Genomic DNA, 16065 nt, shown 5'->3' with positions numbered 1-16065 from the left:
TATCTTCCTAAAATAATAACCCGTCATTTTCTTGATCTTGTATGATATCATTTGCTGGCATATTTTGAGGTAGTGGTGAGTCATTTGTGTAGTATTCGTCACTGCCACCATAATAGCCTTTATAAACACCATCTGGCTGCTCAAATGCACGTCTTAAAGTAGGATAAAGCTTAATGTAGCCTTCCATAAATTTCTTAAACACAGGTGCGGCTGTTCTACCACCGCCTTCAATCTTTTTCATAGGGCTGTTGTCGTCATTTCCGTACCAGATTATCGCTTCGATATCGGGCGAGTAGCCACAAAACCAAGCATCGATGTTATTGTTTGTTGTACCGGTTTTGCCTGCTATTTGGATGCCGTTTATTTTAGCGTTGCGTCCAGTGCCGTTATTTACGACATTTTGAAGAAGTGTCGTCATCAAAAATGCTTGTTCTGGTTTTAGCACTTGCTTTCTTTGTGGTTCATAGTCCATCGAAGCCCCAAAGCTATTTTCTATATGCTTAATAAGTGTTGGCTCAACCATCTCGCCCTCATTTGGAAACATCGAGTAAAATTTTGCAAAATCAAGTGGCGAAATCCCAAAGCTTCCAAGTGCGATAGATAAATTTTCTGGGATATCGTTAAAGCCCATATCAGTAAGCTGTTTACGAACCGAGCTAAGACCAAGATCGTTTAGCAAATTTATGGTTGCGAGGTTACGCGACTGGGTTATGGCTGATTTTATAGTGATATATCCTTGAAAACCGCCGCTATAGTTCTTTGGCGTCCACTCTTTGCCATTTCCCATGTCAAATGTCCTGGCGATATCAGCCACTTGAGAAACAACTGAGTAGCCACTATCAAGGGCAATTTGATAGATAAATGGCTTAAAGCTAGATCCTGGCTGACGCTTGCTTTGAGTGGCGCGGTTATAGCTGCTTTTTGCGTAGTCGATGCCACCAATTAGTGCCAAAATTTGACCGCTTTGTGGATGAGTAACTACTATAGCTCCATTTAGGATTTCTGCATTTGCTTTTTTATCGCGTTTTAAAATTTCATTGTAGCCATAGACTAGAGCTTCTTGAGCGATCTTTTGGACATTTAGATCAACTGTGCTTTGTATCTTATAGCCACCAGTCTTTATATCGTCAAATTTCTTTGAAGCCTCTTTTATTATCTCATCGACTACGTAAGGGGCTTTATTTCTTGTGAGTGTGTCATCAAAGACCGCTGGCTCTTCAAGCACGCCCTTGCGGTACTCGTCCTCATTTATCCAGCCGATGCTATACATTCTCTCAAGCACTCTGTTTGCACGGCTAAGCGACAAGTCAAGGTGCTTTGTAGGATCATAAGTGCTTGGAGCCTTTGGCAAGCCAACTAGCATGGCAACCTCTTTTATGCTTAGCTCATTTAGCTCTTTTCTAAAATATCCCTCAGCTGCTGTTTTTATGCCGTAGTAACCATGTCCAAAATAGACGTGATTTAGGTATCTTTCGATGATATCTTCTTTGCTAAGCTCGCTTTCAAGCTTCATGGCAAGCACGATTTCTTTTATCTTTCTTGTAAATTTCTTCTCACGGCTTAGAGCCAAATTTTTAATGAGCTGTTGTGTTAGTGTTGAAGCTCCCTCGACTAACTTTCTAGCTTTAATATCTTTTATGGCAGCTCTTACCATAGCTTCTACGTTTATGCCGCCGTGCTCAAAGTAGCTTGTATCCTCGATAGCTACGAGTGCTTCGATGACACGCGGCGGGATGTCGTTATACTTTACGTAAATTCTATTTTCTTCAAAGATATTTGCGATGAGTTCGTTGTTTCTATCAAAAATTTGCGTTGTAAGCTTTGGTTTATAATCAATAATAGCGTAAGCATCAAATCTAACTTGCGAATAAAAATATAAAAATGCTCCGCCAAGCGAAATGGCAACTATAAAGATAAATGCCAAGATATATTTCATAAAAATGCCTTTAATATTTTTAAATTTAGTCCCATGGCCGTGCTGGTTTCGCCGTGTTGGGAGATGATATATTTTTTATTAAAATTTTCTATCGTCATGGCTCCAGCCTTGCCTTGCCACTCATTATTTTTTATGTATTCATTAATGTCATGCTCGTCAAATTTTTTAAATTTATACATAGTTTTACTTACGTTTATAAGCTCAAATTCGCCTAAAAATATCATCGCCGTATAGACGCTGCATTCGTTGCCGCTTTGCAAATTTAGCATAGCAATCGCTTCTTTTTCATCCTTTGCTTTACCTAAAATTTTATCTCCACACGCCACGCAGCTATCTGCAAAGAGTAAATTTTTAAGACCCATGTTTTCTTTTAAAAATTGCTCTTTTTTGGCTTTTACTACGTTTTGGACATAAATTTCAGGCTTTACATTTTTTTCTATCTTGCTCTCATCAAACTGGAAAGAAATTTGAGTGAAATTTATACCAGCATCTTTTAATAAATTTGCCCTTGTTGGTGAGCTTGAAGCAAGTGTTATCATAAAAATACCTTATAGCTTATACCAAGATAAATAGCTGCTAAAGAAGCTAATAAATTTAGCGGTGTGAAGTAATAAATTATAACGATCAAACTCTCGTTTAGCTCGATCATTTCATGCGATCTTAGTGCTTTTAAGGCCTTTTTGTATCTATAAAATATATAACTTAAATTTAATAGCAAAAATAGTTCTATTGCGCATTTTGTTGCTACCATTGCACTTGCCATAGGATTTGTCAAATTTGTATCATAAAATCCAAAAATTATAACTATGCTTGTCGCTATCACGCAAAGGATTAGTATGAAAATCGCAATGCCAAAGCGTCTTATAATGTGAAGTAAGATGTGATAGCGTTCCTTGTCTTCAAATTTATTTTTTATAAAGTAACTTCCAACAAGCACAAGACCGGCTTGTAGCCCCACAAAAAGAGCTACAAAGCATACATGCAAAAATAGTACTACTTGGTCAAATTTTATAAAAGCTATATCGTAATGACTCATTTTTCTAAGGCTTGCCTTGCGTACTCAAGTGAGTCTTTTATCGCATCTTCTATCATCGATGCATCTTTGCCACCGGCTGTTGCAAAGTCATCTTTGCCACCGCCATTGCCACCTAGGATTTGCGCTGCAAATTTTACCCAAGCACCAGCTTTTAAAGGAGCATTTTTGACTCCAGCTGCAAGAGAAATTTTGCCACTCTCATCAGCTTGGATTAGCAAAATAGCAGCACTTTCATGCTCATTTTTAAACTCATCTATCAAAGTTTTTATATCTCCACCATCTACGCTTGTGACGCAAAGCTTGGTTTTATTTATGTCTAAATAGACTAGCTCATGAGAATTTTTAGCATTTTTTAGTTTATCTTTTAAAACTCTTAATTCATTTTTTAGCTTTTTGACCGCATTTAGTGGCTCGGTGCTCTTTAACTCATCTTTTAACTCATCAAGCTCAGCTCTAAATGACCTTGCTAAATTTAGTGCAGCCCTTGAGCAAACAGCCTCTATACGCCTAACACCAGCACTTACGCCGCTCTCTTTTGTGATGAAAAACGATCCTATCTCATCTATATTTTTCACATGTGTACCGCCACAAAGCTCTTTGCTGACATTACCAAAGCTAACGACTCTCACATCATCAGCGTATTTTTCATTAAATAGTGCGATAGCTCCACTATTTTTAGCATCTTCAAGTTTCATAAGTTCTGTTTTTGAGTTAGCACCATTTAGTATCCACTCATTTACTAAATTTTCAATCTTTGAAATTTCTTCACTAGTAAGTGCTTTTGGATGAGAGAAGTCAAACCTTAACTTATCCGCTTCTACACTTGAGCCAGCTTGAGCGATATGCGTGCCAAGCACGTTTCTAAGGGCTGCATGAAGCAAGTGTGTGGCGCTATGGTGACGCGCGATCTGGGCTCTATCACTGCCAACTTCAAGCTCTACTTCGTCACCAACTTTTAGCGTTGCATTAGTTTTTACTAAAGATAAATTTAGTCCATGAAATTTTTGCGTATCAAGCACATTTGCTTTGCCCACTATCTTACCGCTATCGCCGCACTGGCCGCCACTTTGAGCGTAAAATGGAGTTACATCAAACATTACCCAGCCCTCTTTGCCATCACTTAGCGTATCTATGTTTTTAAATTCTTCATCAAGTAGGGCTAAAATTTTACTTTTACTTTTAAGCTCTTCATAGCCTATAAATTTATTCTCGCCAAATTTCTCAAGTAGCTCTTTAAAATCGCCCTTTGCACTCTTATCGCCACTGCCTTTCCAAGCAGCTTTTGCACGTGCTTTTTGCTCGCTCATAAGCTCATCAAACCTTGCCTCATCGACTTTTAAGCTCTTTTCTCTAAGCATATCAGCCGTTAGATCAAGTGGGAAGCCAAATGTGTCATAAAGCTTAAACGCAGCCTCCCCGCTAAAAATTTCTTTTGTATTTTTAAGCTCGCTCTCAAATAGTTCTAAGCCACTCGCGATTGTCGCCAAAAATCTCTCTTCTTCAAGCTTTATCTGCTCTTTTACAGCCGCCTTTTTCTCATTTAGATAGGTGTAGTGCTCGCCCATTAGCTCGCAAACTTTATCAACAAGCTTATACATAAATGGCTCTTTTATGCCTAGCAAGTATCCATGACGGATCGCACGGCGTAAGATGCGGCGAAGTACGTAGCCACGGCCTTCTTTGTCAAATGTTGTACCTTGAGCTAGCAAAAATGTAACCGAGCGGATGTGATCGCTTATGACGCGGTAGCTAGCGCCACTTTCATAGACGTATGGCTTGCCGCAAAGCTTTGCTACTTCATTGATGAGCGGCATAAAAAGTGTGCTGTCGTAGTTACTAAATTTACCTTGCAAGATGGCAGTAACGCGCTCAAGTCCCATACCTGTATCGATGCTTGGCTTTGGTAGTGGGCTTAGTTTGCCATCGGCGCTTCTTTCATACTGCATGAAAACAAGATTCCAAATCTCTAAAAATCTATCGCCATCGCCACCCATGTAGTCTTCAGGCGTGTTAAAGTGTTCAGCACCTTGATCGTAAAAAATTTCGCTACAAGGGCCGCATGGTCCAGTATCGCCCATCTGCCAGAAGTTATCGTGATCGCCGAATCTATAAATGCGCTCCTTTGCGATGTGCTGCTCCCATAGCGCAAACGCCTCATCGTCGCTTTCGTGAACGGTCACATAAAGCTTATCTTTTGGCAGTTTTAGTATTTCTGTTACAAATTCCCAAGCGTAAGAGATCGCCTCTTTTTTGAAGTACTCGCCGAAGCTAAAATTCCCTAACATCTCAAAAAACGTGTGGTGGCGTGCTGTGTAGCCGACGTTATCAAGATCGTTATGCTTACCGCCAGCTCTTATGCAGGTCTGACAGCTAGTGCGAATAGGTGGTGTTGGGCGTGGCACTTCGCCTGTGAAAATACTCTTAAATGGCACCATACCAGCGTTTGTGAAAAGTAGCGTTGCATCATTTGGCACGAGTGGTGCAGAAGCTACTACTTCGTGACCTTTTGATTTAAAAAAATCAAGATACGCCTTTCTTATATCTAAATTTTGCATTTTTATCCTCGTTAGTTTTAAATTTTGCTCGATTTTAGCTAAAAATCGTTTGTAAATTTATAAAAAAATACAAAATTAATTTTTGCTTAATATATTTTATAAATTTATTTGTTTAAAAGCGATTTGCAATTAAAATAGCCTAAAAATTTATAACTAAAAGGTCTTTAGTGAAACTCAAAATTGGCATTGTTGGATACAATCTAGTTGGCAAGCGGCACTATATGGAGCTGAGGCGTTCTGACAAATTTGAAGTTTGTGGAGTTTTTGATAAAGAAAATAGAGATGATGCTTGCAGAGCTCCGTTTTTTGATGAGTTTAAGAAATTTATAGAAGTAGCCCAGCCGCAAGCTGTCGTACTTTGTCTGCCTCAACATGAGATCGTAGAGGCCTTTTGTCAGTGTGCAAAATATTGTCAAAATATATTGATTTCAAGGCCTGTATTTAAAAGCGTAAGTGAGCTAAAAGAGATAAAATATGCGTCAGTTGTAAATAAAGTCAGAGTTTGTACTGGCGTTGATGAGCGCTTTAATCCGACCATCATTTCATTAAAAAAGGCACTTTTGAAAGAAGAAGAAATTTATAGCATTTCAATTGCGCATTTTAAACCACTTTGTGAGGGAAATATTATAAACGAGCTTTCGCTTTGCGATATAGATCTTGCTAAAAATTTAGTAGGTAGCGAAGTCTGCAATTTCTTTTATACTCAGGCAAATAAAACCAATACCAAAGTATGCGATAATGTTGGAATTAACATTAAAATGAAAAATCAAATTTTAGTAAATATTACCGATTCGTTCTGTGGTTCATTAGAACGTTTCAAAATAGAAGTAAATGCAAAAGAAGGTGTTTATTTTGGTGATCTTATTGATTATAAACTTCACAGAGTAAATGAAAATGGTCAGATGAATTTAAAAACCGATCCTTTAAACAATGAAATAAAAGCTCAATACGATGCTTTTTATGACCTTTGCCAAAGCGGCGAAAACATCGAACTTTCAAGTATTGACGATGCTATAAAAATTAAGGAGTTATTTTGAAGAAAAAGGCACTTTTGCTTTTAAATATGGGTGGTGCAAATAACCTTGATGATGTAGAAATTTTTTTAAAAAATATGTTTGATGATCCATATATTTTGGGCATAAAAAATAAATTTTTAAGAAAACTTGTAGCTTTTATGATAGTAAAAGGTAGACTAAAGGCTGCACAGCACAACTATAAACAAATCGGTGGCAAGTCGCCTATTTGTGAGCTTACAAAAAAGCTTTGCGATAAAATTTCAAGCTTTGAAAATGAGTTTAGTGCGATTGATTTTGCGATGAACTATACTTCGCCTTTTACAAAAGAAGTGCTGAAAAAATATGAAAATTTTGATGAGATAGTACTTTTGCCACTTTATCCTCATCACTCTAAAACCACGATATCTTCTAGTTTGGATGATTTTAAAAAAGCAAAAGACGAACTGGGGGTTAAGGCTAGAATTTTACTTTGCGATACCTTTTATGACGATGAGAACTATAATAAAATCATAATTTCCCACATAAATAAAACCATAAGTGGTATAGACACAAGCGATGTAAGCTTAATTTTTTCAGCTCATTCGTTGCCTCAAAAAATTATCGATAAAGGCGATGTTTACGAAAAGCATATAAATGAGCATGTGCAAATTTTAAGTAAAATGATAAAAGATAGCGGATTAAACTTCAAAGAGATAAATTTAGCCTACCAATCGCGCCTTGGCCCTGTAAAATGGCTAGAGCCCTCACTAAATGAAATTTTGGCAAAGTGTAAGAGTAAAAAGGCTCTTATCTATCCACTCTCTTTTTGTATAGATAACTCTGAGACTATTTTTGAGCTAGTTATTGAGTATGCAAAGATCGCAAAAGAGCTAAATTTTAGCTTCTACAAGGTTGTTTGGTGCCCAAATTTTAGTGATGAGTTTGCTAGTTTTATCTTACAAAAAGCAAAAACAGCCAAAGAGACTAACTTTTAGGAATAAATCTTGCTTATAAAATATATCTCAATACAGTAAAAGGAGATATATGAAGGTACAAAATAACGACATAATCGATTATTTATTGCAATCAGGCTCAAGCAAAACTAAAGATAAAAAAAATAGTTTTGATGAAATTTTAAGCCTTGCTATGGATAAGATCGCAAGCGATGCAAAAATTTCAGATAAAGTTGAACAGTTTAAAAAAAGGCTTACTGAAATCGGCGCAGTTGGTTTTATAAGCGAGTTAAATTCTAACAAGATAGAAGAGAAAATAGCCCAAAAGAAAAAGGAGCTAACAGAACTTCTAGGTATAGATGATCCCGCAAAAACACAGGATCAAAAGAATGAGCTGCTTAAGATAATGGATAAAATTTTGAGCGATTATCGCAAAGAGCTAAATGTAGCACTTGCTAATCAAGCTCTGCTAGAGAAGCAAAAAAATCTTAATAGTAAAAGTAGTAACTCGGTTAATCTAAGTTCTGTTTTAAATGAGCTAGGACTTGCTTAAAATTTATATAAAAGATATTTAAGCCTATATAACTTTGCCAAAAATCTATATTTTTACGGCAAAGTTATGCCAAATTTTATAGCAGCCCCGTATATTATTGCGCTAATTATTCCAGCAAAAAAACCAGCTACCATATCATCGCCCATTACGCCAAGGCCACCTTTTACATTGCGGTCGATCCTGCCTATTATCGAAGGCTTTTTGATATCAAGCACTCTAAAAAGCATAAGTGAGAGTATGAGTTGAGAGATCGTAGCTCCACTAATGGCAATAGCAAGCCAAACTCCAGCAACTTCGTCTATAACGATAAAACTTTCATCGTGAGAATTTACCTTTTTTTCAAAATCATCAATAACACTAATGCTTACCAAAAATAGCAAAATACTAGCTAGAAAAAGCGTGGTTGATGATAAAAAATAAAGCACAAAATAAGCTACTACAGCGCCAGCAATAGAACCCCAAGTGCCAGGTGCTTTTGGTAAAAGTCCAAATCCAAAAAAAGTTAAAAATAGTTTTTGCATAAATTTCCTTAAGTCATCGAGGATGTTTGATAAAGTTTCATAAGCTCTTCGTAAAAGTCACGGTCAGTTTTGTTTTCAAGCAGTCCTGAATTTACAAAAAGGTCATCGCAAAGCTTTTGCACATCTTTGAATCGATTTGTAAAGAGTTTGCTTAAAACTATTGCAGAAATTTCTGGCCTCACAAGAATGGCTGGTGGCATAATGCCGTTAAATAGCAGCTCCTTGATAACATCTGGATGATATTTGATCTGATGGTGTTGTCCGTGTGGGCAACTTTTGGTGCTAACTAGTGTTTTGCATTTATTGCAATAAACTAGCTCTGGCAGTACGATTACCTCTAAATTTAGGTCGTTTTTATAAATATCAAGAATCGTATGAGCTTCATTGTGATCAAAAAACATTCCAATTCCTGAGTGGTTTTGCCCGATGACTAGCTTATTTGCTCCAAATCTTGAAGCAGCGATACACTCAAGTGTTGGGTTCGCGTGTGAGCTAAAAAGAGTCGTGTTTTTTAGAGCAAAGACAAAGACCTTTTTTATTGGCAAATAATTTTGTATAAAATAGTCTAGCACTTGCTTTCTAATCTCGTAATCAACGTGTTTTTCTTCGCGTGTTCGTATTAAAAAAATGATTACTAAATCAGCCTTGTCAATAGTCATTCTAACAAGGCGCTCGTGAGCTCTATTAAATGGATCAGCCGTTAAAAAGACCGCCGTTATCTTTTTAGCGCCATCTTCTTTTATTAGATCATTTAGTGCATTTTTGCTTATTTGTATACTTTCATCATAAAGCTCAAATTCACCACTAATGCCGTATTTGCCTAAATTTAGCTCTTTATCATTGCTGGCTTCATTTGCTAAAAATATATTTTTAGCCCTCATGCTCTCGTCAAATTTAAAAACCTTGGCAACATTGATGTGTCCAACGATCTTACCATCAAGACTTAGATTTACCCTTTGCCCAGGAGTAAGCTTGCTAGTAATATTTTGATTTAGCTCACCAAATGGAGCAAATCCAAAAGAATACGGCATCGGCTCGCCATTAAAATAGCCCTTTTTACTCACCTCTTTTATCTGTTCATCATCCATCAGCGAGTCATAATCTGAGAGAATTTTATTTTTTATTAGCTCCAAAGCACCAAAAACTTCGGTATTGATTGAAATTTCGCTATTTTTTCTTGCTGACGTCATATTTCTTTCTCTTTTCCCAAAGTGATTTTCTAGAAATTCCAAGCTTTTTGCTAAGTTCTGTATCAGGAAATTTATCTTGATAATTAACGATTATGTACTTTATGTATTCATCGATCGTAACGATCTCATCGATATTGAAATTTTTATCGCGTCCTGAAAGTTCAAGCTCGTCAAATGGTGCTTTTTGTGCAAAATCGCTAGTTGAGATCGCAACCTTTTTCTTTTTGCAAATTTCTAAAATTCTCTCTTTTTCTTCTTGTTTTAGCTCCTCCAAATTTGTCATATAGATTAGCTCATCACCATTTTTGGCTAGTGCCTTTTCAAGCTCAGAGAAACAGGCTTTGCCTAAAAATAAAAATGGTAATTTGCAAGCTTTTACGTAGCTAAATATAAATTTATCGCTATATCCGCTTTTGCTTGATTTTAAAAGCAGTGGAAATTTTATCTTTTTTGCCTCAAAGCTAGAAATTTCGTACTCTTTTAAAGCGTAATTTACGTAGCTTTCATAGTTCTTGATTTCATTTTTGAAATTTCTAAATTCCTCAAAATGCTTTATCTTTCTAACTAGCTCTTCTATCATAAATGGCTTTTGGATGTAATCAACCGCTCCTGCTTGGATTGGTTTTAGCACAGTGTCACTATTGATATAAGCGATTAGTAAAATAATGATAGAGTTTTTAAATTTTTCGATAACAGGGTAAAAATCCTGCCCTGGGAGTGTGGTAGAAAGTAACACTACATCAAAATTTTCAAACTTCAATGCCTCTTTAACGCTCTTTGCGATCTCGCAGTCGTAGCCAAAATCAGCTAGTTTACTAGCCATCGAGCCAGCTAAGTAAATTTCATTTTCTACTATTAAAATTTTCATATTTGCTTCCAGTTATAAAATTTAAGGCTTGCACTTGCCATTACAGCGATCCCTTCGCATCTACCTACAAAGCCAAGACCTTCAGTAGTCGTTGCCTTTACATTTATGCGGTTTTGGCTTAAATTTAGAGCTTTTGCGATATTTGCCTCCATTTTTGACTTTAGTTTTGAAATTTTTGGTTTTTGTGCCATTATCGTGATATCAGCGTTTGTTAGCACAAAGCCCACACTTTGCACCCTTTTGTAAGCTTCCTCAAGCAAGTAAATGGAGCTAATATCTTTAAATTTAGCATCCGTATCAGGAAAAAGCTCACCTATATCGCCAAGGCCAGCAGCTCCCAAGATAGCGTCAGTTAGCGCATGAAGCGCCACGTCGCCATCGCTGTGAGCTTTTAGCCCAAACTCATAGTCGATCTTCTCGCCACAAAGAATCAAAGGACGACCTTTTTCAAACTCATGCACATCAAAGCCATTTCCCACAAAGACTTCATTTTCTGGCTCTTTTAAAGCAGGAATTTTGGCAAGATCTTCTTTGTAAGTGATCTTTCTTGCCATTTCATCGCCTAAAATTTGCCATACGCTTGCGCCAATGGCTCTCATAGCTGAGCTATCGTCTGTATAAATTTCACCGCTACTGAGAGCTTTTTTAAGAAGTGCTGTGCGAGAGAGTTGTGGTGTTTGGATAAGTTTTACTTTATCTCTATCAACCACATTTTCGCCAAGATAAGCAGTGTCTGCGATCTTTAGCGCTGGAACCACACAATCAGCCTGACTCGCTGCCTCTATAATTTTGTGAAAAAGCTCGCTTGAAATGCAAGGGCGCGCGATGTCGCTAACTAGGACAAATTCGCTACTAACTAGCTCGAGCGCGTTTTTTAGGCTATCTTGCCTTGTCTCGCCGCCATCAACAAATTTATAATTTGGAGCAAATTTAGACATGTATTTGCACTCTTTACTAACGACTATTATCTCTTTAAATGTGTAAAAGTTACTCAAATTTTTAGTGGCAAATAGCCAAAGTGGGTCACTGCCTATACGAAGCCATTGCTTCTTTACTGGTAGCTCAAAACGGCTAGAATTTCCTGCTCCAAGCATTATAAGTGATATATCAAGCAAGGTAGCTCCTTTTAAAAATTGTTACAGAATTATACATCTCAAAACTTCAAAATTTCTTTTTAAAAAAAGAAATTTTTAGCTACCATTTAGTTAGTTTAAATCAAAAAAGGACTAAAATGGTGCTTTTATAAAATTTGTAAAAGGCATTATATGAGAGAAAAGACGCAGATGCATTATGCTAGGCGCGGCGAGATAACGCAAGAGATGAGCTATGTGGCAAGGATCGAAGGGCTTAGTGAAAATTTGGTGATGGATGAGGTTGCAAAAGGTAGCATCATCATCCCAGCAAATATAAATCATAAAAATTTAAAGCCAATGGGCATAGGCAGAAAGCTAAAGACAAAAATCAATGCAAATATTGGCAATTCAAGCTTAAGTAGCGATATTTGCGCTGAGCTTAGAAAGCTTGAAATTTGCCTCGAATTTGGCGCTGATACGGTTATGGATCTAAGTACAGACGGCGATTTAGACTCTATTAGAAGTGCGATCATCGAGCATTCAAGCGTGCCAGTTGGCACAGTGCCTATGTATGAAATTTTAAAAGAGGCAAAAGAGGTTACAAATATCACAAATGAGCTCATTTTAGAGATACTTGAAAAGCAAGCAAAGCAAGGAGTTAGTTACTTTACGATACACGCTGGCTTTTTGCGTGAGTTTTTGCCACTTGTTAAAAAGCGTAAAATGGGCATAGTAAGCCGCGGTGGCAGTTTAAGCGCAAGCTACATGTCAAAGTTAAATAGACAAAATCCTTTCTATGAAATTTTTGATGAAATTTTAGAAATTTGCGCAAGATATGATGTCTCGCTCTCGCTTGGCGATGGACTTCGCCCAGGATGCCTTTTTGATGCGACAGACGAGGCACAGCTTAGTGAACTAAAGGTGCTTGGAGAGCTAACGCTTCGTGCATGGGAAAAAGATGTGCAAGTGATGATTGAGGGTCCTGGTCATGTGCCATTAAATCAAATTGAGTATAATATGAAAATCGAACAAGAGCTCTGCCATGACGCCCCATTTTACGTGCTTGGACCGCTTGTCTCAGACATAGGTGCAGGATACGATCACATCACCTCGGCGATCGGTGGCACGATGGCGGCATATCACGGCGCTAGCATGCTTTGCTACGTGACGCAAAAAGAGCACCTTGGCTTGCCAAATGAAAATGACGTAAGGGAGGGCATCGTAGCTCATAAGATAGCAGCTCATGCCGCTGACGTCGCACTTGGTAAGGCGGGAGCGATCGAAAAAGATCACGAGATGAGCGATGCTAGATATGCATTTGACTGGAACAAGCAGTTTGAGCTAAGCTTTGATCCAAAAAAAGCAAAAGAGCTTCATGATGAGAGCTTGCCAGAAGAGGCGTTTAAGAGTGCTCATTTTTGTTCGATGTGCGGACCAAAATTTTGTGCATATAAAATTTCAAAAGATCTAGAAAAGGAGAAAAATGTTAAATAAAGAAGAGGTCTTAAATAGACTAAAAGGTGTTATTTATCCTGGTTTTGAAAAAGATATAGTTAGCTTTGGCTTTGTAAAAAATGTTGAAATAGGTGAGAAAATTTTGATCGATATCGAGATAGTTAGCTCAAGCTCTGATGTGGCAAACGAGCTAAAAACGGACATCAAACGCGTCATGGGCTCAAATGAGTATGTGCTAAATTTGATCCAGCCAAAGATACCTGAGGAGAAAAGTAACACTCAAAGTGGCAAAAATATCGCACCTCAAGTTAAAAATTTCGTAATGGTAAGCTCTGGAAAAGGCGGCGTTGGTAAATCAACTACAACGCTAAATTTAGCCATCTCAATGGCAAAACTAGGCAAAAAAGTGGGAATTTTAGACGCTGACATCTACGGACCAAATATCCCAAGAATGCTTGGCGAAGTAAATACTCAGCCACAAGTCGTTGGTAACAAGCTAAAACCGATACTTAGTCACGGAGTTGAGATGATGAGTATGGGCGTTTTGATGGAAGAGGGCATGAGCCTCATCTGGCGTGGCTCGATGATAATGAAAGCGATCGAGCAGCTGCTAAAAGACGTACTTTGGAGCGAACTTGATGTCTTGTTTCTTGACATGCCTCCAGGAACGGGCGACGCACAGCTAACTCTAGCTCAAAGCGTGCCAGTAACGGCAGGTGTCTGCGTCACAACGCCACAAGTGGTAGCACTTGACGATAGCAAGCGTGCGCTTGATATGTTTGAGAAACTTCACATCCCAATCGCTGGTGTCATCGAAAATATGAGTGGTTTCATCTGCCCAGATAACGGCAAAGAGTACGACATCTTTGGCAAAGGTACGACTGAAGAGATAGCAAAAGCTTACAATACGCAAATTTTAGCTGAAATCCCTATCGAGCCAGCTGTTCGCGTGGGTGGCGATAATGGTAAGCCAGTTAGCTTCTACGAGCCAAACTCAGTCACTGCAAAACGCTACGAGAGCGCGGCTGCTAGACTTTGGGAAGTGATAGAAAATATAAATAGTGATGGCGGAGCTGATAACTCAGCAATCCAACCAGTAAATGACGGCAAGAGTGCTTGCTCGAAGTAAATTTACAAAAGATAAAAATTTAGAGCAAATTTTAAAATTTGCCAGTTTGAAGTTGGCTGCCAAAATTTAGCTTTGCTTGATGCTTGGCTTAAATTTTGGAGCCAAAATACACTTCAAATCAAAAATTTAAATTTAACAGGAGAAAACATGAAAGCGATCGTAACCGTAGTCGGAAAAGATAGAGTTGGTATCGTTGCTGGCGTCTCAGCAAAGCTTAGCGAGCTAGGGCTAAATATAGATGATATATCACAGACTATTTTAGATGAGTTTTTTACGATGATGGCGGTGGTTTCAAGTGATGAAAATAAAGATTTTACGGCCTTAAGAGCAGAACTTAACGAGCTTGGAGAGAGCCTAAAAGTAAAGATAAATATCCAAAGTTCTGCTATCTTTGATGCGATGCATACAATCTAAGGAAAAACAATGGACATCAAAAACGTAACCGAAACGATCTCGATGATCGAAGAGCAAAATTTTGACATCAGAACGATCACGATGGGCATTAGTTTGCTTGACTGCATCGATCCTGACATCAACAAAGCTTGCGACAAAATTTACGCAAAAATCACCACTAAAGCCAAAGACCTAGTTAGAGTGGGCAACGAAATTTCTGCTGAGCTAGGCATACCAATCGTCAATAAAAGAGTGAGCGTGACGCCTATCTCGATAATCGGCGCCGCAACAGATGCAAAAGACTACGTGATGATCGCAAAGACGCTTGATAGGGCGGCTATTGAAGTTGGTATTGATTTTATAGGTGGTTTTTCGGCTCTAGTTCAAAAGGGCTATCAAAAGGGCGATGAAATTTTGATAAATTCTATCCCGCAAGCACTTTCTCAGACTTCAAAAGTATGTGCAAGTGTCAATGTCGGCTCAACAAAAAGTGGCATAAATATGAGCGCTGTGCGTGACATGGGACGCATCATAAAAGAGACGGCGGCAGCTTCAGAGATGGGCTGCGCCAAGCTTGTCGTTTTTGCAAACGCAGTCGAAGATAATCCTTTTATGGCTGGTGCATTTCATGGCGTGGGCGAGGCTGATGTGGTGATAAATGTTGGCGTTTCTGGCCCAGGCGTGGTAAAAAGAGCCCTTGAAAAGGTGCGTGGCGAGAGCTTTGACGTGGTGGCTGAGACCGTTAAAAAAACGGCGTTTAAGATCACGCGTATCGGCCAGCTAGTTGGCCAAATGGCGAGCGAGCGACTTGGGGTTAAATTTGGTATCGTCGATCTCTCTCTTGCCCCAACACCAGCTGTGGGCGACTCGGTAGCTCGTGTGCTTGAAGAGATGGGGCTTGAGGCTGTTGGTACGCATGGCACGACTGCGGCACTTGCTTTGCTAAATGACGCGGTCAAAAAAGGTGGTGTAATGGCATGTAACCAAGTGGGCGGCTTAAGCGGTGCATTTATACCAGTTTCTGAGGATGAGGGCATGATAGCTGCGGTGCGCGCTGGCTCACTAAATTTAGAAAAACTTGAAGCGATGACCGCGATATGCTCGGTTGGTCTTGATATGATCGCCATACCTGCGGACACGCCAAGCGAGAGCATAGCTGCGATGATCGCTGATGAGGCGGCTATCGGCGTTATAAATCAAAAAACAACGGCGGTTCGTATCATACCATTAGGCCGTGAGGGCGATATGATCGAGTTTGGCGGTCTTTTAGGAAGAGCGCCTGTGATGAAGATAAACAAAGCCTCAAGTGCTGATTTCATCGCTCGTGGCGGACAAATTCCAGCTCCAATTCATAGTTTTAAAAACTAATCTTCAAAGTCCGCTTTAAATTTGCGGACTTTTTCTTAAA

Annotated in this window: 15 protein-coding genes; 7 read left to right on the top strand and 8 right to left on the bottom strand. The window is 38.6% G+C overall.

Annotated features, from left to right (window positions below):
* Window positions 1-7 precede the first annotated feature (7 nt).
* The 4 genes from CVT15_RS06035 to alaS are packed head-to-tail and all read right to left on the bottom strand — an operon-like array spanning window position 8 to window position 5527.
* Window positions 8-1936, bottom strand: coding sequence for a transglycosylase domain-containing protein (locus CVT15_RS06035; protein WP_107898121.1), 1929 nt, complete (start codon window positions 1934-1936; stop codon window positions 8-10).
* A complete protein-coding gene (maf, locus tag CVT15_RS06030) occupies window positions 1933-2475 on the bottom strand; it encodes a septum formation inhibitor Maf (protein WP_107898120.1) in 543 nt (180 codons plus the stop codon). Before maf ends, CVT15_RS06035 begins: the two co-directional genes overlap by 4 nt.
* Window positions 2472-2972: a hypothetical protein gene (locus tag CVT15_RS06025; protein WP_021091492.1), complete on the bottom strand. Its 501-nt coding sequence runs from the start codon at window positions 2970-2972 to the stop codon at window positions 2472-2474. Before CVT15_RS06025 ends, maf begins: the two co-directional genes overlap by 4 nt.
* Entirely contained in the window at window positions 2969-5527 is a 2559-nt protein-coding gene (alaS, locus tag CVT15_RS06020; protein WP_107898119.1) for an alanine--tRNA ligase, read from the bottom strand. The genes CVT15_RS06025 and alaS overlap by 4 nt, the downstream gene beginning before the upstream one ends.
* 167 nt (window positions 5528-5694) lie before the next feature.
* Between alaS and CVT15_RS06015 the strand changes: the two genes are divergently transcribed.
* Genes CVT15_RS06015 through CVT15_RS06005 form a run of 3 tightly spaced genes read left to right on the top strand, consistent with a single transcriptional unit; the run spans window position 5695 to window position 8028 of the window.
* Window positions 5695-6564, top strand: a complete 870-nt coding sequence (locus CVT15_RS06015) for a Gfo/Idh/MocA family protein (protein ID WP_087586456.1) — start codon at window positions 5695-5697, stop codon at window positions 6562-6564.
* Window positions 6561-7517, top strand: coding sequence for a ferrochelatase (gene hemH, locus CVT15_RS06010; RefSeq protein ID WP_103576939.1), 957 nt, complete (start codon window positions 6561-6563; stop codon window positions 7515-7517). Before CVT15_RS06015 ends, hemH begins: the two co-directional genes overlap by 4 nt.
* 49 nt (window positions 7518-7566) lie before the next feature.
* Complete coding sequence (locus tag CVT15_RS06005) at window positions 7567-8028, top strand: response regulator (RefSeq protein WP_103576938.1); 462 nt, start codon at window positions 7567-7569, stop codon at window positions 8026-8028.
* Between the two features lie 53 nt (window positions 8029-8081).
* Here the strand turns inward: CVT15_RS06005 and CVT15_RS06000 are convergent, their stop codons facing one another.
* Genes CVT15_RS06000 through CVT15_RS05985 form a run of 4 tightly spaced genes read right to left on the bottom strand, consistent with a single transcriptional unit; the run spans window position 8082 to window position 11722 of the window.
* The gene (locus CVT15_RS06000) at window positions 8082-8549 is read right to left on the bottom strand and encodes a phosphatidylglycerophosphatase A family protein (protein WP_103576937.1); all 468 of its coding nucleotides are present in this window, start codon (window positions 8547-8549) and stop codon (window positions 8082-8084) included.
* An 8-nt stretch (window positions 8550-8557) separates the two neighbouring features.
* The gene (locus CVT15_RS05995; RefSeq protein WP_103576936.1) at window positions 8558-9739 is read right to left on the bottom strand and encodes a sulfate adenylyltransferase; all 1182 of its coding nucleotides are present in this window, start codon (window positions 9737-9739) and stop codon (window positions 8558-8560) included.
* On the bottom strand, window positions 9717-10607 hold the full coding sequence (locus tag CVT15_RS05990) for a response regulator (protein WP_103576935.1): 891 nt from the start codon (window positions 10605-10607) through the stop codon (window positions 9717-9719). Before CVT15_RS05990 ends, CVT15_RS05995 begins: the two co-directional genes overlap by 23 nt.
* A complete protein-coding gene (locus tag CVT15_RS05985) occupies window positions 10604-11722 on the bottom strand; it encodes a bifunctional 2-C-methyl-D-erythritol 4-phosphate cytidylyltransferase/2-C-methyl-D-erythritol 2,4-cyclodiphosphate synthase (protein WP_103576934.1) in 1119 nt (372 codons plus the stop codon). Before CVT15_RS05985 ends, CVT15_RS05990 begins: the two co-directional genes overlap by 4 nt.
* Before the next feature lie 150 nt (window positions 11723-11872).
* Between CVT15_RS05985 and thiC the strand changes: the two genes are divergently transcribed.
* The 4 genes from thiC (at window position 11873) to CVT15_RS05965 (ending at window position 16025) form a co-directional block, all read left to right on the top strand.
* Window positions 11873-13174, top strand: coding sequence for a phosphomethylpyrimidine synthase ThiC (gene thiC / locus CVT15_RS05980; protein ID WP_103576933.1), 1302 nt, complete (start codon window positions 11873-11875; stop codon window positions 13172-13174).
* The gene (locus CVT15_RS05975) at window positions 13164-14264 is read left to right on the top strand and encodes an Mrp/NBP35 family ATP-binding protein (RefSeq protein WP_103576932.1); all 1101 of its coding nucleotides are present in this window, start codon (window positions 13164-13166) and stop codon (window positions 14262-14264) included. The genes thiC and CVT15_RS05975 overlap by 11 nt, the downstream gene beginning before the upstream one ends.
* A gap of 72 nt (window positions 14265-14336) precedes the next feature.
* Window positions 14337-14678 (top strand): ACT domain-containing protein, encoded by a 342-nt coding sequence (locus CVT15_RS05970; protein WP_269059521.1) that lies wholly within the window; start codon window positions 14337-14339, stop codon window positions 14676-14678.
* A 9-nt stretch (window positions 14679-14687) separates the two neighbouring features.
* Window positions 14688-16025: a PFL family protein gene (locus CVT15_RS05965; protein WP_103576931.1), complete on the top strand. Its 1338-nt coding sequence runs from the start codon at window positions 14688-14690 to the stop codon at window positions 16023-16025.
* The last annotated feature ends 40 nt before the right edge of the window (window positions 16026-16065 follow it).

Origin of the sequence: Campylobacter concisus (genome assembly GCF_003048595.2) — a bacterium.
In the GTDB taxonomy this organism is placed as follows: domain Bacteria; phylum Campylobacterota; class Campylobacteria; order Campylobacterales; family Campylobacteraceae; genus Campylobacter_A; species Campylobacter_A concisus_L.
The sequence above is the reverse complement of the archived record's forward strand: the minus strand, read 5'-3'. Positions and strand labels throughout refer to the sequence as shown.